Here is a 20,634-nt window from a genome sequence, read left to right as displayed (position 1 = left end):
ATGTCGGCGCCGAACGAGCAGATCGTTGACGCACTGCGCGCTTCGCTGAAGGAGAACGTCCGGCTCCAGCAGGAGAACAGCGCGCTCGCCGCGGCCGCCACGGAGCCCATCGCGATCGTCTCCATGGCCTGCCGCTACGCGGGCGGGATCCGCGGCCCGGAGGACTTCTGGCGGGTGGTGTCGGAAGGCGCCGACGTCTACACCGGCTTCCCCACCGACCGCGGCTGGGACGTCGAAGGCCTTTACCACCCGGACCCGGACAACCCCGGGACGACGTACGTGCGGGAGGGTGCCTTCCTGCACGACGCGGCGCAGTTCGACGCCGGGTTCTTCGGCATCTCGCCGCGGGAGGCCCTGGCCATGGACCCGCAGCAGCGGCAGCTCCTGGAGGTGTCCTGGGAAACGCTCGAGCGGGCCGGCATCGACCCGCATTCGGTGCGGGGCAGCGACATCGGCGTGTACGCCGGGGTCGTGCACCAGGACTACGCCCCGGACCTCAGCGGGTTCGAGGGCTTCATGAGCCTGGAGCGGGCCCTGGGCACCGCGGGCGGCGTCGCCTCCGGCCGGGTCGCCTACACGCTCGGGCTCGAGGGCCCGGCGGTGACCGTCGACACCATGTGCTCGTCCTCGCTCGTGGCGATTCACCTGGCCGCGCAAGCACTTCGCCGCGGTGAGTGCTCGATGGCGCTCGCGGGCGGCTCGACCGTGATGGCGACGCCGGGCGGGTTCGTCGGCTTCGCGCGTCAGCGGGCACTGGCCTTCGACGGGCGCTGCAAGTCCTACGCCGCGGCCGCCGACGGTTCCGGCTGGGCCGAGGGCGTCGGTGTGCTGCTGCTGGAGCGGTTGTCGGTGGCGCGCGAACGCGGGCACCAGGTGCTGGCGGTCATCCGCGGCAGCGCGGTGAACCAGGACGGCGCGTCGAACGGCCTGACCGCGCCGAACGGCCCGGCGCAGCAGCGGGTCATCCGCAAGGCGCTGGCGAGTGCCGGGCTGTCGCCGTCCGATGTGGACACCGTGGAGGGGCACGGCACCGGCACGGTGCTCGGCGACCCGATCGAGGTCCAGGCGCTGCTGGCCACCTACGGGCAGGGCCGGGACCCGCAGCAGCCGCTGTGGCTCGGTTCGGTCAAGTCCGTCGTCGGGCACACGCAGGCGGCGTCCGGCGTGGCCGGCGTGATCAAGATGGTCCAGTCGCTGCGGCACGGGCAGCTGCCGGCGACCCAGCACGTGGACGCGCCCACGCCACAGGTGGACTGGACGGCGGGCGCCATCGAGCTGCTGACCGAGGGCCGGGAGTGGCCGCGCAACGGCCACCCGCGCCGGGGCGGGATCTCGTCGTTCGGCGCCAGCGGCACCAACGCGCACATGATTCTGGAGGAAGCACCCGCCGAAGAGCCGGTGGCCGAAGCGCCCGCGTCCGTGGACGTGGTGCCGCTGGTGGTGTCGGCGGCGACGGCCGCTTCGCTGGCGGCCCAGGCCGGTCGCCTGGCGGACTTCGTCGACGGCGAGTTCTCCCTGGCGGACGTGGCCGGGACGCTGGTGTCCGGCCGTGCGGCGCTGGGCGAACGCGCCGTCGTGGTGGCCGGTTCGAACGAAGAGGCCGTGACCGGGCTGCAGGCGCTGGCCCGCGGCGAGAGCGCGCCCGGCCTGCTCGCCGGCCGCGCCGGTGCGGGCGCCCCGGGCAAGGTCGTGTGGGTCTTCCCCGGCCAGGGCACGCAGTGGGCCGGGATGGGCCGGGAGCTGCTCGACGCGTCCCCGGTGTTCGCCGCGCGGATCGCCGAGTGCGAGACCGCGCTCGGGCGATGGGTCGACTGGTCGCTGACCGACGTGCTGCGTGGCGAGACCGGCCTGCTGGACCGGGTCGACGTGGTGCAGCCGGCGAGTTTCGCCGTGATGGTCGGGCTCGCCGCGGTGTGGGCTTCGCTCGGGGTCGAGCCCGAAGCGGTGGTGGGGCACTCGCAGGGCGAAATCGCGGCCGCGTGCGTGTCGGGTGCGTTGTCGCTCGACGACGCGGCGAAGGTCGTTGCGTTGCGCAGCCAGGCCATCGCCGCCTCGCTGGCCGGTCGCGGGGGCATGGCGTCGGTCGCGTTGAGCGAAGAAGACGCGACCGCGCGGATCGAGCCGTGGGCGGGCCGCGTGGAAGTCGCCGCCGTCAACGGGCCTTCGTCGGTGGTGATCGCCGGGGACGCCGAGGCGCTGGACGAAGCCCTCGACGCGCTCGACGACCAGGGCGTCCGGATCCGGCGGGTCGCGGTGGACTACGCGTCCCACACCCGGCACGTCGAAGCCGCCCGCGACGCACTGGCCGAGATGCTGGCCGGGATCCGCGCGCAGGCTCCGGAGGTGCCGTTCTACTCGACCGTGACCGGTGGCTGGGTGACCGACGCCGGGGTGCTGGACGGCGGCTACTGGTACCGGAACCTGCGCCGGCAGGTGCGGTTCGGCCCGGCGGTGGCCGACCTGGTCGGCCAAGGCCACCGGGTGTTCGTGGAGGTCAGCGCGCACCCCGTGCTGGTCCAGCCGATCAACGAGCTCGTCGACGGCACCGAAGCCGTGGTGACGGGGTCGCTGCGGCGCGAGGACGGCGGTCTCCGGCGCCTGCTGGCCTCGGTGGCCGAGCTGTTCGTGCGCGGCGTGACCGTGGACTGGTCCGGCGTGCTGCCCCCGGCCGGCCGGGTCGAGCTGCCGACGTACGCCTTCGACCACCAGCACTACTGGCTCCGGATGGGCGAGTCGGCGACCGACGCGGTGTCGCTGGGCCTCGCCGGGGCCGACCACCCGCTGCTGGGCGCGGTCGTGCCGCTGCCGCAGTCCGACGGGCTGGTCTTCACCTCGCGGCTGTCGCTGCGGTCGCACCCCTGGCTGGCCGGGCACGCGATCGGTGGTGTCGTGCTCATCCCCGGCACCGTGTACGTCGATCTCGCGCTGCGCGCCGGCGACGAGCTCGGCTTCGGCGTGCTCGAAGAGCTCGTGATCGAGGCACCGCTGGTGCTGGCCGAGCGCGGCGGGGTCCGCGTGCAGGTCGCGGTCAGCGGGCCGAACGAAACCGGCTCGCGTGCGGTGGACGTCTTCTCCCTGCGGGAGGACGCCGACGAGTGGACGCGGCACGCCACCGGTCTCCTCGGGGCGTCGACGTCCCGGGAACCGGGCCGCTCCTTCGACTTCGCGGCCTGGCCGCCCGCCGGGGCACAGCCGATCGACGTCGAGAACTTCTACGCCGACCTGACCGAGCGTGGATACGCCTACAGCGGCGCGTTCCAGGGCATGCGGGCGGTTTGGCGGCGCGGTGAAGAAGTCTTCGCCGAGGTCGCGCTGCCCGACGACCACCGCGAGGACGCCGGGAAGTTCGGCCTCCACCCGGCGTTGCTGGACGCCGCCCTCCACACCAACGCCTTCGCCAACCCCGGCGACGACCGCAGTGTGCTGCCGTTCGCGTGGAACGGCCTGGTCCTGCACGCCGTCGGTGCCTCGGCGCTGCGCGTGCGGGTCGCGCCGGGCGGTCCGGACGCGCTGACGTTCCAGGCCGCCGACGAGACCGGCGGCCTGGTGGTCACCATGGATTCCCTGGTGTCCCGCGAGGTCTCCGCCGAACAGCTCGAGACGGCGGCGGGCGAAGAGCGCGACTCCCTGTTCCAGGTGGACTGGATCGAGGTGCCGCGGCCCGAGGGCACGCCCGCCGATCAGGCCGACGTGCTCGAAGCCTTCGGTGAAGAGGCACCCCTGGAACTGACCACCCGCGTGCTGGAGGCCATCCAGGCGTGGCTCGGCAACGCGGCGGACGAAGCCCGGCTGGTCGTCGTGACCCGCGGCGCCGTGCGCGAGGTGACCGATCCTGCCGGTGCCGCGGTGTGGGGTCTGGTGCGGGCCGCCCAGGCGGAGAACCCGGGCCGGATCATCCTCGTCGACACCGACGGTGACGTGCCGCTGGGTGCCGTGCTGGCCAGCGGTGAGCCGCAGATTGCGGTGCGCGGCAACGTCTTTTCCGTCCCACGGCTGGCTCGCGCCACCGGCGACGTGCCGGCTGCGCCCGCGGTGTTCAGTCCGGAAGGGACGGTCCTGCTCACCGGGGGTACCGGGTCGCTGGGTGGCTTGGTGGCCCGGCACCTGGTGACCCGGCACGGGGTCCGGCGGCTGGTGCTCGCGAGTCGTCGGGGGGTGGCCGCCGAAGACCTCGTCACGGAGCTGACCGGGCTGGGCGCGACGGTGTCCGTGGTGGCCTGCGACGTCTCGGACCGCGACCAGGTGGCCGCGCTGCTGGCCGAGCACCGCCCGACCGGTGTCGTGCACCTGGCGGGCCTGCTGGACGACGGCGTGATCGGGGCGCTGACGCGGGAGCGGCTGGCCGGGGTGTTCGCCCCGAAGGTCGACGCGGTCCGCCACCTCGACGAGCTCACGCGCGACCTCGACCTCGACGCCTTCGTCGTGTTCTCGTCCGCGGCCGCGCTCATGGGCTCGGCCGGCCAGGGCAACTACGCGGCGGCGAACGCCTTCCTCGACGGCTTGATGGCCGGGCGCCGCGCGGCGGGCCGGCCGGGCGTGTCACTGGCGTGGGGCCTGTGGGAGCAGGCCGACGGCCTGACCGCCCACCTCAGCGCCACCGACCAAGCGCGGATGAGCCGCGGCGGCGTGCTGGCCATGACGCCCGCCGACGCACTGGACATCTTCGACATCGGCCTGACCGCCGAGCAGGCGCTGCTGGTGCCCATCAAGCTCGACCTGCGCACGCTGCGCAGCCAGGCCACGGCCGGCGGCGAGGTCCCGCACCTGCTGCGCGGCCTGGTCCGCGCAAGCCGTCGCGTGGCGCGCACGGCCGCCGCGAGTGGCGGCGGCCTGGTCCAGAAGCTCGCCGGCCTGTCCACGGAAGACCAGGACGGCGTCCTGCTCGGCATCATCCAGGCCGAAGCGGCCGCGGTGCTCGGCTTCAGCGCCCCCGAGCTGGCGCAGGGCACCCGCGGGTTCAGCGACATCGGCTTCGACTCATTGACCGCCGTCGAGCTGCGGAACCGGCTGAGCGCGGCGACCGGCGTCAAGCTGCCCGCCACGCTGGTCTTCGACTACCCGACGCCGGTGGCGCTTGCCCGGCACCTGCGCGAGGAACTGGGCGAGACGGTGTCGGGCGCACCCGCCGCACCGGTGGCGACCGCCGTGGACGCGGGCGAGCCGATCGCCATCGTCGGGATGGCGTGCCGGCTGCCGGGCGGGGTGATGGGGCCCGAGGACCTGTGGCGGATGGTCGCCGAGGGCCGTGACGGGATGTCGGCCTTCCCCGAAGACCGCGGCTGGGACCTGGAAGGTCTGTTCGACTCGGACCCGGAGCGTCCGGGCACGGCGTACATCCGGCAGGGCGGGTTCCTGCACGAGGCCGCGCTGTTCGACCCGGGCTTCTTCGGGATCTCGCCGCGTGAAGCGCTCGCGATGGACCCGCAGCAGCGGCTGCTGCTGGAAGCGTCCTGGGAAGCGCTGGAGCGGGCGGGCATCGACCCGACCAAGACCCGCGGCGACGCCGTCGGTGTCTTCTCCGGCGTCTCCATCCACGACTACCTCGAGTCCCTGAGCAACATGCCCGCGGAACTCGAAGGCTTCGTCACCACGGCGACCGCGGGCAGTGTCGCCTCGGGGCGCGTCTCGTACACGTTCGGGTTCGAGGGGCCGGCGGTCACGGTCGACACGGCGTGTTCGTCGTCGCTGGTGGCCATTCACCTCGCGGCGCAAGCACTGCGGCAGGGCGAGTGCTCGATGGCGCTGGCCGGCGGCGTCGCCGTGATGGGTTCGCCGATCGGCGTCATCGGCATGTCGCGCCAGCGCGGCATGGCCGAGGACGGCCGGGTCAAGGCGTTCGCGGACGGCGCGGACGGCACCGTGCTGTCCGAGGGCGTCGGCATCGTGGTCCTCGAACGGCTTTCGGTCGCACGGGAACGCGGGCACCAGGTCCTCGCCGTGCTCCGCGGCAGCGCGGTGAACCAGGACGGCGCGTCGAACGGACTGACCGCGCCGAACGGCCCGTCGCAGCAGCGGGTGATCCGCAGCGCACTGGCCACGGCCGGGCTGCAACCGTCCGAAGTGGACGTCGTGGAGGCGCACGGCACCGGGACGGCGCTGGGCGACCCCATCGAGGCCCAGGCGTTGCTGGCCACCTACGGGAAGGGCCGCGACCCGGAGAAGCCGCTGTGGCTCGGTTCGCTGAAGTCGAACGTCGGCCACACCCAGGCGGCCGCGGGGGTCGCGGCCGTCATCAAGATGGTCCAGGCGCTGCGGCACGACGCCCTGCCACCGACCCTCCACGTGCAGGAGCCCACCAAGCAGGTGGACTGGTCCGCGGGGGCGGTCGAGCTGCTGACCGAGGCGCGGGAGTGGGCCCGCAACGGTCATCCCCGCCGCGCCGGTGTTTCGTCGTTCGGCATCAGCGGCACCAACGCGCACCTGATCCTCGAAGAAGCCCCGGCCGAGGACGCCCCCGAGGCGGACTTGCCGGACGGCGTGGTGCCCGTGGTGGTGTCCGCGCGCAGCGCCGGTTCCCTGGCGGGGCAGGCCGGCCGGCTGGCGGCGTTCCTCGAAGGTGACGTTCCGCTGGCCCGCGTGGCGGGTGCGCTGTTGTCGACCCGCGCGTTGCTGACCGACCGGGCCGTCGTCGTGGCGGGCTCGGCCGAGGAAGCCCGCGCCGGGCTCGGCGCCCTGGCCCGCGGCGAGAGCGCGACCGGTCTGGTGACCGGCAGCGCGGGCCTGCCCGGCAAGGTCGTCTGGGTGTTCCCCGGCCAGGGGACGCAGTGGGCCGGCATGGGCCGGGAGCTCCTCGACGCGTCGCCGGTGTTCGCCGAGCGGATCGCCGAGTGCGCGGCCGCGCTGCAGCCGTGGATCGGCTGGTCCCTGGTGGACGTCCTGCGGGGCGAGAGCGATCCGGCGCTGATCGAACGCGTCGACGTGCTCCAGCCCGCCAGCTTCGCCGTCATGGTCGGTCTCGCGGCCGTCTGGGCCTCGGTCGGGGTCGTGCCCGACGCGGTGCTGGGTCACTCCCAGGGTGAGATCGCCGCGGCCTGCGTGGCGGGTGCACTGTCCCTCGAGGACGCGGCGAAGGTGGTCGCGTTGCGCAGCCAGGCGATCGCGGCGGGCCTGTCCGGTCGCGGCGGCATGGCCTCGGTCCAGCTGAGCCACGACGAGGCGGTCGCGCGGCTCGCGCCGTGGGACGGCCGGGTCGAGGTCGCCGCGGTCAACGGCCCTTCCTCGGTGGTGATCGCCGGGGACGCCGAAGCGCTGACCGAGGCCGTCGAAGCTCTGTCCGGACGGCGGGTGGCGGTGGACTACGCGTCCCACACCCGGCACGTCGAAGACATCCGCGACACCCTCGCCGAGGCCCTGGCCGGGATCACGGCGCAGGCCCCGGTCGTTCCCTTCTACTCGACCGTCACCGGCGAATGGATCACCGAAGGCGGCGTCGTCGACGGCGGCTACTGGTACCGGAACCTGCGCAACCAGGTCGGTTTCGGCCCGGCCGTGGCCGAGCTGCTCACCCAGGGACACGGGGTGTTCGTCGAGGTCAGCGCCCACCCGGTGCTGGTCCAGCCGATCACCGACGTCGTCGACAACACCGACGACACCGAGGTCGACGCCGTGGTCACCGGAACGCTGCGGCGGCAGGACGGCGGCCCGCGGCGGCTGCTGACCTCGATGGCCGAGCTGTTCGTCCGGGGCGTCCCGGTCGACTGGGCCACGATGGTGCCGCCCGCGCGCTTCGACCTGCCGACGTACGCCTTCGACCACCAGCACTTCTGGCTCAACCCGCCCGCAGCGGCGGACGCGCCGTCGTTGGGGCTCTCCGGCGCCGACCACCCGCTGCTCGGCGCGGTCCTGCCGCTGCCGCAGTCGGACGGCCTGGTCTTCACCTCGCGCCTGTCGGTGCGGTCGCACCCGTGGCTGGCCGAGGGTGTCCCGAGTGCCGCCCTGGTGGAGCTGGCCGTGCGGGCCGGCGACGAGGTCGGGTGCCCGGTCCTCGCCGACCTGACTGTCGAGTCTCCGCTCGTCCTGCCGGACAGCGGTGGCTTGCGGGTGCAGGTCACGCTGAGCGGCCCCGGCGAGCGCAAGGTCGAGGTGTATTCGCAGCGCGAAGGCGAAGAGGACTGGACCCGGAACGCCACCGGACACCTGTCGGCCACCGCTCCGGCGCGCGAGCCGTTCGACTTCACCGCCTGGCCCCCCGCCGGTGCGAAGCAGGCCGGCGGCTTCTGGCGGCGCGGCAGTGGCGAGAACACCGAGATCTTCGCCGAGGTCGCCCTGCCGGAGGAGCTGGACGCCGGCGCGTTCGGCATCCACCCCGCGTTGCTGGACGCGGCCCTGACCCCGGCGCTGGCGGACGAGGAGCGACCGGCGGACTGGCACGGCCTGGTCCTGCACGCCTCGGGTGCTTCGGCGCTGCGGGTGCGGCTCGTGCCCGGCGAGTCCGGTGTTGCCCTCCAGGCGGCCGACGAAACCGGTGGCCTGGTCGTCACGGCGGATGCGGTGGTGGCCCGCGAGCTGTCGGCCGGGCCGACCCGCGCCGGATCGCTCTACCGCGTCGACTGGACCGAACTGTCCGTTGCGGACGGTGCGGTGCCGGACCAGGTCGAGGTGGTCGAAGCCTTCGGCGAGGAACCCCTGGAGCTGACGGCCCGGGTCCTGGAAGCCGTGCAGGCCTGGCTCGCCGACGCAGCCGACGAGGCCCGCCTGGTCGTGGTGACCCGGGGCGCGGTGCCCGCCGGCGACGGCGCGGTGACCGACCCGGCCGGTGCCGCGGTGTGGGGCCTGGTCCGCGCCGCGCAGGCGGAAAACCCGGACCGGATCGTCCTGCTCGACACCGACGGTGAAGTGCCGCTCGGTGCGGTCCTGGCCGCCGGCGAGCCGCAGGTTGCCGTACGCCGCGGGAAGTTCTTCGTGCCCCGCATCGCCCGCGCGGAGCAGACCGGGGACACCCCCGCCGTGTTCCGCCCGGACGGGACGGTGCTGATCTCGGGCGCGGGCGCGCTCGGTGGCTTGGTGGCCCGGCGTCTGGTCGAACGCCACGGTGTGCGGAAGCTGGTGCTGGCCAGCCGCCGAGGCCGAGACGCCGACGGCGTGGCGGACCTGGTCGCCGAGCTGGCCGCGGACGTGTCCGTGGTGGCTTGTGACGTCTCCGATCGCGCTCAGGTGGCGGCTCTGCTCGACGAGCACCAGCCCACCGCCGTGGTGCACACCGCCGGTGTCCTCGACGCGGGCGTCATCGAGACGCTGAACCGGGAGCGGCTGGCCAGGGTGTTCGCCCCGAAGGTCGACGCGGTGCGCCACCTCGACGAGCTGACCCGCGAACGGGACCTCGACGCCTTCGTCGTCTACTCCTCGGTCTCGGCCGTGTTCATGGGCGCCGGCAGCGGCAGCTACGCGGCCGCGAACGCCTTCCTGGACGGGCTGATGGCCCAGCGCCGGGCGGCGGGCCTGCCGGGCCTGTCGCTGGCGTGGGGCCTGTGGGACCAGAGCACCGGCATGGCGGCCAACACCGACGAGGCCACCCGCGCCCGGATGAGCCGGCGCGGTGGCCTGCAGATCATGACGCAGGACGAGGGCATGGACCTGTTCGACGCCGCTCTGGCTTCGGACGAGTCGCTGCTGGTGCCCGCCCAGCTGGACCTGCGCGGGGTGCGCGCCGACGCCGCCGCGGGCGGTGCGGTGCCGCACATGCTGCGTGGCCTGGTCCGCGCGGGCCGTCAGCAGGCCCGCTCGGCGTCCACTGTGGACAGCGGACTGACCGGACAGCTGGCCGGGCTCACCCCGGCGGACCAGCTGACCCTGCTCCTGGACCTGGTCCGGGCCCAGGTCGCGGCCGTGCTCGGGCACGCCGACGCGGGTGCCGTCCGCGTGGACACGGCGTTCAAGGACGCCGGCTTCGACTCGCTGACCGCGGTCGAGCTGCGCAACCGGATGCGGGCCGCCACCGGGCTGAAGCTGCCCGCGACGCTGGTCTTCGACTACCCGAACCCCCAGGTACTGGCCCGGCACCTGCGTGCCGAACTCGGTGGCGTGGCCCCGGTGGACGTGCGGCCGTCGGTCGCGGGCGGCGCGGCCGACGAGCCGATCGCCATCGTCGGCATGGCGTGCCGCCTGCCGGGCGGTGTCGCGGGCCCCGAGGACCTGTGGCGGCTGGTGGCCGAGGGCCGGGACGCGGTGTCGGGCTTCCCCACCGACCGCGGCTGGGACACCGACGGCCTGTACGACCCCGACCCGGCCCGCCCGGGCAAGACCTACACCCGGCACGGCGGGTTCCTGCACGAGGCCGGGCTCTTCGACGCGGGCTTCTTCGGCATCTCGCCGCGTGAAGCCGTCGCCATGGACCCCCAGCAGCGGCTGTTGCTGGAGTCCTCGTGGGAGGCGATGGAAGACGCCGGCGTCGACCCGCTCTCGTTGCAGGGCCAGGACGTCGGGGTGTTCACCGGCATGTTCGGCCAGGGCTACGTCGCTCCCGGGGACAGCGTCGTCACCCCGGAGCTGGAGGGCTTCGCGGGCACGGGCGGATCGTCGAGCGTGGCGTCCGGCCGGGTGTCCTACGTGTTCGGGTTCGAAGGCCCGGCGGTGACGATCGACTCGGCGTGCTCGTCCTCGCTGGTCGCGATGCACCTCGCCGCGCAGTCGCTGCGGCAGGGCGAGTGCTCGATGGCGCTGGCCGGCGGCGCGACCGTGATGGCGAACCCCGGCGCGTTCGTGGAGTTCTCCCGGCAGCGGGGCCTCGCCGTCGACGGGCGCTGCAAGGCGTTCGCCGCCGCGGCCGACGGCACCGGCTGGGCCGAGGGCGTCGGCGTGGTCGTCCTCGAACGGCTTTCGGTGGCGCAGGAGCGCGGCCACCGGATCCTGGCCGTGCTGCGCGGCAGCGCGGTCAACCAGGACGGCGCGTCGAACGGCCTGACCGCCCCGAACGGTCCCTCGCAGCAGCGGGTGATCCGCCGGGCGCTGGGCAACGCCGGCCTGGCTCCGTCCGATGTGGACGTCGTCGAGGCGCACGGCACCGGGACCACGCTGGGTGACCCCATCGAGGCGCAGGCCCTGCTGGCCACGTACGGCAAGAACCGTGACCCGGAGCAGCCGTTGTGGCTGGGTTCGCTGAAGTCGAACATCGGCCACGCCCAAGCGGCCGCCGGCGTCGCGGGTGTGATCAAGATGGTGCAGGCGTTGCGGCACGAGGTGCTGCCCCCGACGCTGCACGTGGACGCGCCGACCCCCGAGGTCGACTGGTCCGCCGGTGCGGTGGAGCTGCTGACGGAAGCGCGTGCGTGGCCGCGCAACGGTCGTCCGCGCCGGGCCGGGGTGTCCGCGTTCGGCGTCAGCGGCACGAACGCGCACCTGATCCTGGAGGAGGCGCCCGCCGAAGAGCCGGTGCCCACGCCGGAGGTTCCGGTGGTGCCGGTCGTGGTTTCCGCGCGGAGCCGGACGTCCCTGGCCGGTCAGGCCGGTCGCCTCGCCGGATTCGTGGCGGGTGACGCGCCCCTGGCCGGTGTGGCCGGTGCGCTGGTGACGAACCGGGCCGCGCTGACCGAACGCGCGGTCGTGGTCGTGGACTCCCGCGAAGAAGCCATTGCGGGCCTGGAAGCGTTGGCCCGCGGGGAGGACACGGCCGCGGTGGTCACCGGCCGGGCGGGTTCGCCGGGCAAGGTCGTGTGGGTGTTCCCGGGCCAGGGCTCGCAGTGGGTGGGCATGGGCCGGGAGCTCTTGGATTCCTCACCGGTGTTCGCCGAGCGGGTCGCCGAGTGCGCGGCCGCGCTGGAGCCGTGGATCGATTGGCCGCTGCTCGATGTGCTGCGCGGGGAGTCCGATCTGCTGGATCGCGTCGATGTCGTGCAGCCCGCGAGCTTCGCGGTGATGGTCGGCCTCGCCGCGGTGTGGCAGTCCGTGGGGGTGCGGCCGGATGCTGTGGTCGGGCACTCGCAGGGCGAGATCGCCGCCGCGTGCGTGTCGGGTGCGTTGTCGCTGCAGGACGCGGCGAAGGTGGTCGCGTTGCGCAGCCAGGCGATCGCCACCCGGCTGGCCGGACGTGGTGGCATGGCCTCGGTCGCGTTGAGCGAAGAAGACGCGACCGCGTGGCTGGCGCCGTGGGCCGACCGGGTCCAGGTGGCCGCGGTCAACAGCCCCACCTCCGTGGTGATCGCCGGGGAAGCCCGGGCCCTCGACGAGGTCGTCGAAGCGTTGTCCGGCCGGGAAGTCCGCGTCCGGCGGGTGGCCGTGGACTACGGCTCGCACACCAACCAGGTCGAGGACATCCAGGACCTGCTGGCCGAGACCTTGGCGGGAATCGACGCCCAGGCCCCGGCGGTGCCGTTCTACTCGACCGTCACCGGTGACTGGATTTCGGACGCCGGCGTCGTGGACGGCGGCTACTGGTACCGGAACCTGCGCAACCAGGTCGGGTTCGGTCCGGCGGTGGCGGAGCTCGTTCGCCAAGGCCACGGCGTGTTCGTCGAGGTCAGCGCCCATCCGGTGCTGGTCCAGCCGCTCAGTGAAATAAGCGACGACGCGGTGGTGACCGGAACGCTGCGGCGGGAGGACGGCGGCCTGCGCCGGCTGCTCACCTCCATGGCCGAGCTGTTCGTGCGGGGCGTCGCGCTCGACTGGACCGCGATCCTGCCGCGGACGGCCCGGGTCGATCTGCCGAAGTACGCCTTCGACCACCGGCACTACTGGCTCCGGCCCGCCGAGTCCGCAACCGACGCGGCGTCACTGGGCCAGGAGGCGGCCGACCACCCGCTGCTGGGCGCGGTCGTCCAGCTGCCGCAGTCCGACGGTCTGGTGTTCACCTCGCGGCTGTCGGTGCGGACGCACCCGTGGCTGGCCGACCACGCGGTCGGCGGCGTGGTGCTCCTGCCCGGCTCCGGGCTGGCCGAACTGGCTGTGCGGGCCGGCGACGAGGCCGGGTGCACCGCCCTCGACGAGCTGATCATCGAAGCTCCGCTGGTCGTACCGGCCGAGGGCGGGGTCCGGGTCCAGGTCGCGCTGAGCGGTCCGGACGAGACCGGCTCGCGCACGGTCGACGTGTACTCCCGGCGCGACGGCGGCGCGGGGCCGTGGACGCGGCACGCCTCCGGCGTGCTGTCGGAAGCGCTCACCAAGGACACCGGGTTCGACTTCGCCGCCTGGCCGCCCCCGGGTGCCGAGCGGATCGACGTCGAGACCTTCTACACCGACCTGGCCGAGCGCGGTTACGGGTACGGGCCGGCGTTCCAGGGCCTGCGGGCGGTGTGGCGGCGCGACGGCGACGTCTTCGCCGAGGTCGCCCTGCCCGAGGACCTGCGCAAGGACGCGGGCCGGTTCGGCGTCCACCCGGCGTTGCTCGACGCGGCCCTGCAGGCCGCGACGGTCGGCGGCGGGGAGGAACCCGGCGAGCCGGTGCTGGCGTTCGCGTGGAACGGCCTGGTCCTGCACGCCGCGGGGGCTTCGGCGCTGCGGGTCCGGCTCGCGCCGAGTGGCCAGGACGCGCTGTCGGTCGAAGCCGCCGACGAGACCGGCGGACTGGTCCTGACGATGGACTCGCTGGTGTCCCGGCCGGTTTCGGCCGCGCAGCTGGGGGCCGCGGCCGAGGCGGGCCACGACGCGATGTTCCGGGTGGACTGGACCGAGCTTGCTGCCGTGCCCCGTGCGGAACTGCCGCCGTGGGTGCGGATCGACACCGCCGACGACGTGGCCGCCCTGGCGGAGAAGGCGGACGCGCCACCGGTGGCGGTCCTGGAAGCCGCGGGTGCGGACGCCTTGGCCGTGACCGCCCGGGCCCTGGAAGTCGTGCAGGCGTGGCTGGCCGCGCCCGCGTTCGAGGAGGCACGGCTGGTCGTGACGACCCGCGGTGCGGTCCCCGCCGGGGGAGACCACACGCTGACCGACCCGGCCGCGGCCGCGGTCTGGGGCCTGGTCCGCTCGGCGCAGGCCGAGCACCCGGACCGGATCGTCCTGCTGGACACCGACGCCGACGTGGAGCCGGTCCTGGGTGCGGTCGTCGCCAGTGGTGAGCCGCAGCTCGCCGTCCGCGGGACGAGGTTCCTCGTGCCCCGGCTGGCCCGGGCCACCCGGATCGCGGACGCGCCCGCCGCGTTCGACCCGGACGGAACGGTGCTGGTCTCGGGCGCCGGATCGCTGGGCACGCTCGTGGCCCGGCACCTGGTCACCCGGCACGGCGTGCGCCGGCTGGTGCTGGCGAGCAGGCAGGGACCGGACGCCGACGGCGCCCAGGAGCTGATCACCGAGCTCACCGGCGAGGGCTCGGACGTGTCCTTTGTGGCCTGTGACATCTCCGACCGCGACCAGGTGGCCGCCCTGCTCGCGGACCTGCCCGAGCTGACCGGAGTGGTGCACACCGCCGGCGTCTTCGAAGACGGCGTGATCGAGGCGCTGACCCCCGACCAGCTGGCGAACGTCTACGCAGCGAAGGTCGACGCGGTCCGGCACCTCGACGAGCTCACTCGGGACCGGGACCTCGGCGCGTTCGTCGTCTTCTCGTCCGTCGCGGGCGTGATGGGCGGCGGCGGCCAGGGCCCGTACGCGGCGGCGAACGCCTTCCTGGACGCGGCGATGGCGAGCCGCCGGGCCGCGGGCCTGGCGGGCCTGTCCCTGGCGTGGGGCCTGTGGGAACGCAGCAGCGGCATGGCCGCCCACCTCAGCGACGTCGACCACGCGCGGGCGAGCCGCAACGGCGTCCTGGAACTGACCCGGGCCGAGGGCCTGGAGCTGTTCGACCTCGGGCTGCGGATGGCGGAGTCCCTGCTCGTGCCGATCAAGCTCGACCTGGCGGCGATGCGGGCGGGCACGGTTCCGGTCCTGTTCCGCGGTCTCGTCCGGCCGAGCCGGACCCAGGCCCGGTCGGCGTCCACTGTGGACCGGGGGCTGGCCGGGCGGCTGGCCGGGCTGCCCGCGGCCGAGCGGGAGGCGCTGCTGGTCGATCTGGTGCGCGGTCAGGTCGCGGTCGTGCTCGGGTACGACGGGCCGGAGGCGGTCCGCCCGGACACGGCGTTCAAGGACACCGGGTTCGACTCGCTGACGTCGGTGGAACTGCGCAACCGGCTGCGTGAGGCGACCGGGCTCAAGCTCCCCGCCACGCTCGTCTTCGACTACCCGAATCCCTTGGCGGTGGCCCGCTACCTGGGCGCCCGGCTGGTCCCGGAAGGCGCCGCGAACGGGAACGGCAACGGGCACGAAGACCGGCTGCGGCACGCCCTGGCGTCGATCGCGGCCGGCGACGCGGGCGAGGAGCGGTCGATCGCCGAACTGGGCGTCGACGACCTCGTGCAACTGGCTTTCGGCGACGAGTGATGGGGAGCATGTGGTGAGTGCGTCGTATGAAAAGGTCGTCGAGGCGCTGCGGAAGTCGCTGGCAGAGGTCGGCACGCTGAAGAAGCGGAACCGGCAGCTCCTCGACGCGGCCGGCGAGCCGATCGCCGTCGTCGGGATGGCGTGCCGGCTGCCCGGTGGCGTCACCGGGCCCGATGCCCTGTGGCGGCTGGTGGCCGAAGGCGGCGACGCGGTGTCGGGGTTCCCCCAGGACCGCGGCTGGGACCTGGAGAACCTGTTCGACCCGGACCCGGACCACGCCGGAACGTCGTACACCGACCGGGGCGGCTTCCTCCACGACGCGGCGCTGTTCGACCCGGCCTTCTTCGGGATCTCGCCGCGCGAGGCCCTGGCCATGGATCCGCAGCAGCGGTTGCTGCTGGAAACCTCTTGGGAGGCGCTGGAAGGCGTCGGTCTCGACCCGACGTCCCTGAAGGGCACCGACGTCGGCGTGTTCACCGGCTCCGGCGGGTCGGGCTACGGCGGCGGCCTGACCGCGCCGGAGATGCAGAGCTTCGCGGGCACCGGGCTGGCGTCGAGCGTGGCGTCGGGCCGGGTGTCCTACGTCTTCGGGTTCGAGGGGCCGGCGGTCACGATCGACACGGCGTGTTCGTCGTCGCTGGTGGCGATGCACCTCGCCGCGCAGGCGCTGCGGCGGGGTGATTGTTCGATGGCGCTGGCCGGCGGCGCGATGGTCATGTCGGGCCCCGACTCCTTCGTCGTGTTCTCCCGGCAGCGGGGGCTGGCCACCGACGGGCGGTGCAAGGCGTTCGCCTCGGGGGCCGACGGCATGGTGCTGGCCGAGGGCATCAGCGTGGTCGTGCTGGAGCGGCTGTCGGTGGCGCGCGAGCGCGGCCATCGCGTCCTGGCCGTGCTGCGCGGCAGCGCGGTCAACCAGGACGGCGCCTCCAACGGCCTGACCGCGCCGAACGGCCCTTCGCAGCAACGCGTGATCCGCGCCGCGCTGGCCGACGCCGGGATCGAACCGTCCGATGTGGACCTCGTCGAGGCGCACGGGACCGGGACGACCCTGGGTGACCCGATCGAGGCCCAGGCGTTGCTGGCCACGTACGGGCAGGAGCGGGAGAAGCCGCTGTGGCTCGGTTCGCTGAAGTCGAACATCGGGCACACGCAGGCCGCCGCGGGCGTGGCGAGCGTGATCAAGGTGGTGCAGGCCCTGCGGCACGGCGTCATGCCGGCGACGCTGCACGTGGACGAACCCAGCAACCAGGTGGACTGGTCCGAAGGCGCGGTGGAACTGCTGACCGAGCGCCGGGAGTGGCCGCGCGGGGACCGGCCGCGCCGGGCCGGGGTGTCTTCCTTCGGCGTCAGCGGGACGAACGTGCACCTGATCATGGAGGAAGCACCCGAGGAGCCCGCGCCCGCGGCTCCGGCTTCCCCCGACGTCGTACCGCTGGTGATCTCGGCGCGCAGCACCGGTTCCCTGGCCGGACAGGCCGAGCGGCTGGCCGGGGTGGGTGTACCGCCGACGCAGCTCGCCGGTGCACTGGCGTCCGGGCGGGCGGTGTTCGAGGAACGCGCCGTCGTGGTGGCCGGTTCGGCGGCGGAAGCCCGGGCCGGGTGGCACGCGCTGGCCCGCGGTGCGGCCGTGCCCGGCGTCGTGACCGGGAGCGCGGGCCAGCCGGGCAAGGTCGTGTGGGTGTTCCCGGGGCAGGGGACGCAGTGGGCCGGGATGGGCCGGGAGCTCCTCGACGCGTCGCCGGTGTTCGCCGAGCGGATCGCCGAGTGCGCGGCCGCGTTGGCGCCGTGGGTCGGCTGGTCGCTGCTCGACGTGCTGCGTGGTGAGAGCGACCTGGACCGGGTCGATGTGCTGCAGCCCGCCTGTTTCGCGGTGATGGTGGGGCTGGCCGCGGTGTGGGAGTCCGTGGGCGTGCGCCCGGACGCCGTACTGGGTCACTCCCAGGGCGAAATCGCGGCCGCCTGCGTGTCGGGTGCGTTGTCGCTGGAAGACGCGGCGAAGGTGGTCGCGTTGCGCAGCCAGGCGATCGCGGCGGAGCTGTCCGGTCGCGGCGGGATGGCGTCGGTCGCGTTGGGCGAGGAGGAGGCAGTCGCCCGGCTGGCGCTGTGGGCGGACCGCGTCGAGGTGGCCGCGGTCAACGGTCCGTCCTCGGTGGTGATCGCGGGCGACGCCCAGGCGCTGAACGAGGCACTGGAGGTGCTGGCCGGCGACGGAGTCCGCGTCCGCCAGGTCGCGGTGGACTACGCCTCGCACACCCGGCACGTCGAGGACCTCCGCGACACCCTGGACAAGGCGCTGGACGGAATCGCCGCGCAGGCGCCCGCGGTGCCGTTCTACTCGACCGTCACCGGCGAGTGGATCACCGAGGCCGGGGTCGTCGACGGCGGTTACTGGTACCGGAACCTGCGCAACCAGGTGCGGTTCGGCCCGGCCCTGGCCGAGCTGCTCGAGCAGGGACACGGGGTGTTCGTCGAGGTCAGCGCCCACCCGGTGCTGGTGCAGCCGATCAGCGAGCTCACCGACGCGGTCGTCACCGGCACGCTGCGGCGCGAGGACGGCGGCCTGCGTCGGCTCCTGACGTCGATGGCCGAGCTGTTCGTCCGCGGCGTCCCGGTGAACTGGGCCACGCTGCTGCCGCCCGCGCGGGTCGATCTCCCCACCTATGCCTTCGACCACCAGCACTTCTGGCTCCGGCCCGCCGCGCAGGCGGATGCCGTCTCACTCGGCCAGGCGGCGGCCGGGCACCCGCTGCTGGGCGCGGTCGTGCCGCTGCCGCAGTCGGACGGCCTGGTGTTCACCTCGCGGCTGTCGGTGCGGACGCACCCGTGGCTGGCCGACCACACGATCGGCGGGGTGGTGCTCTTCCCCGGCACCGGACTGGTCGAGCTGGCCCTGCGGGCCGGTGACGAGGCCGGGTGCCCGGTGCTGGACGAACTCGTCACGGAGGCGCCGCTTGTCCTGCCCGACCAGGGCGGAGTGAACGTCCAGGTCACGGTGAGCGGCCCGGACCAGAGCGGCTCGCGCACGGTGGAGGTCTATTCCCAGCGCGAGGAGGTGTGGACGCGGCACGCGACCGGCGTGCTGTCGGCGACCCCCGGTGGTGGCCCCGGCTTCGACTTCACCGCGTGGCCGCCGCCGGGCGTCGAGCGCGTCGAGATCGGCGGCTTCTACGCCGACCTCGGCGAGCGCGGATACGCGTACGGGCCGGTGTTCCAGGGCGTGCGGGCGGTGTGGCGGCGCGGCGACGAGGTGTTCGCCGACGTCGCCCTGCCCGACGACCAGCGGGAGGCCGCCGGGAAGTTCGGCCTCCACCCCGCGTTGCTCGACGCGGCCCTGCAGACCGGCACGATCGCCGCGGCCGCGTCGGGCGAGCCGGGGAAGCCGGTGATGCCGTTCTCGTGGAACGGGCTGGTCCTGCACGCCGTGGGGGCCGCGGGCCTGCGGGTCCGCGTCGCGCCGGGCGGGCCGGACGCGCTGACCGTCGAGGCCGCCGACGAGACCGGCGCCCCCGTCTTGACGATGGATTCGCTGATCCTGCGCGAGGTCGCCCTCGACCGGCTGGACACCGCGCGCACCAGCTCGCTGTACCGGGTGGACTGGACCGAACTGCCCATTGTGGACAATCCGGGGCCGGCGAACCGGGCGGAGGTGGTCGAAGCCTTTGGTGAGGAACCCCTCGAGCTGACCGGCCGGGTGCTGGAAACCGTGCAGGCCTGGTTGGCCGCGGAAGACCTCGAAGACGCACGGCTGGTCGTGGTGACCCGCGGCGCGGTGCCCGCCGGCGACGGCACGGTGACCGACCCGGCCGGTGCCGCGGTGTGGGGCCTGGTCCGGGCCGCCCAGTCGGAGAACCCCGACCGGATCATCCTGCTCGACACCGACGGCCTCGACACCGACGGCGAGGTGCCGCTGGGTGCGGTGCTGGCGACCGGTGAACCGCAGCTCGCGCTGCGCGGCACGACCTTCTCGGTGCCACGGCTCGCCCGCGTCACCGAGCCGGCGGAGGCGCCCATCGCGTTCAGCCCGGACGGGACGGTCCTGGTTTCGGGGGCCGGGACGCTGGGTGCGCTCGCGGCCCGCGACCTGGTCACCCGGCACGGGGTGCGGAGCCTGGTGCTGGCCAGCCGGCGCGGCCGCGACGCCGAGGGCGTCGAAGACCTCGTCGCCGAGCTGACCGGGCACGGCGCCCAGGTGGCGGTCGTCGCCTGCGACGTCTCCGATCGGGACCAGGTGGCGGCGCTGTTCAAGGAACACCGGCTGACGGCGGTCGTCCACACGGCCGGGGTGTTCGACGCGGGCGTCACTGGGGCGCTGACTCGTGAGCGGCTGGCCAAGGTGTTCGCCCCCAAGGTGGATGCGGTCCGGCACCTCGACGAGCTGACCCGCGACCTGGACCTCGACGCCTTCATCGTCTACTCGTCCGCCTCCTCGATCTTCATGGGCGCGGGCAGTGGCGGGTACGCGGCGGCGAACGCCTTCCTCGACGGGCTGATGGCCGGCCGCCGCGCGGCGGGCCTGCCCGGGCTCTCGCTGGCCTGGGGCCCCTGGGAGCAGCTCACCGGCATGGCGGACACCATCGACGACCTCACCCTGGCCCGGATGAGCCGGCGTGAGGGCCGTGGCGGCGTCCGGGCGCTCGGATCCGCCGACGGCATGGAGTTGTTCGACGCCGCGCTGGCGGCCGGGCAGGCGCTGCTGGTGCCGATCGAGCTCGACCTGCGCGAGGTGCGGGCCGACGCGGCGGCCGGTGGCACGGTGCCGCACCTGCTGCGCGGCCTGGTCCGGACGGGCAGGCAGGCGGCGCGGGCAGCGTCCGGCGAAGACGGCGGCCTGGTCCGCAAGCTGGCCGGGCTCACCGTGACCGAACAGGAAGCGCTGCTGCTGGACCTCGTCCGCGGTCAGGTCGCCGTCGTGCTCGGGCACGCCGACCCCTCCGGCGTCCGCGCGGACACGGCGTTCAAGGACGCCGGGTTCGACTCGCTGACGTCGGTGGAGCTGCGCAACCGGCTGCGCGAGGCGACCGGGCTGAAACTGCCGGCGACGCTGGTCTTCGACCACCCGAACCCGCTGGTCCTGGCCCGTCACCTGCGGGAGGAACTCGCCGTCGAAGAGGCGTCCCCCGCCGATGCGGTGCTGGCCGGGCTCGCGGGGCTGGAGACGGCCATCGCCGCCGCCGAGGGCCCGGACGGCGACCGGATCACCGCGCGGCTGCGGGAACTGCTGAAGGCGGCCGAGGCCCGGCCGGCCCCGTCCGACGATCTCGACACGGCCAGCGACGAGGAGCTGTTCGCCCTCGTCGACGCGCTCGACTGAATCCGCTGTGACAGCCGGGGCTTCGCCCCGGGCCGGGGGCT

2 protein-coding genes are annotated in these 20,634 nt (G+C 74.1%); both read left to right on the top strand.

All coding sequences use genetic code 11. The features are described 5' to 3' along the window. Positions 1-15,282 (top strand): type I polyketide synthase, encoded by a 15,282-nt coding sequence (locus AB0M80_RS02860; RefSeq protein ID WP_364557879.1) that lies wholly within the window; start codon positions 1-3, stop codon positions 15,280-15,282. Positions 15,283-15,292: 10 nt separating this feature from the next. After that, positions 15,293-20,593 carry a type I polyketide synthase gene (locus tag AB0M80_RS02855; RefSeq protein WP_364557876.1) on the top strand — a complete coding sequence of 1,767 codons (5,301 nt, stop codon included), beginning with the start codon at positions 15,293-15,295 and terminating at the stop codon, positions 20,591-20,593. Positions 20,594-20,634: the final 41 nt, after the last annotated feature.

Origin of the sequence: Amycolatopsis sp. NPDC051045, from assembly GCF_040682955.1 — a bacterium.
Taxonomy (GTDB): domain Bacteria; phylum Actinomycetota; class Actinomycetes; order Mycobacteriales; family Pseudonocardiaceae; genus Amycolatopsis.
This window is presented reverse-complemented; position numbering and strand designations above follow the sequence as displayed.

Coding starts and splice junctions, on each gene's coding strand:
- AB0M80_RS02860 (WP_364557879.1), top strand. CDS start 1: ATGTCGGCGCCGAACGAGCAGATCGTTGACGCACTGCGCGCTTCGCTG.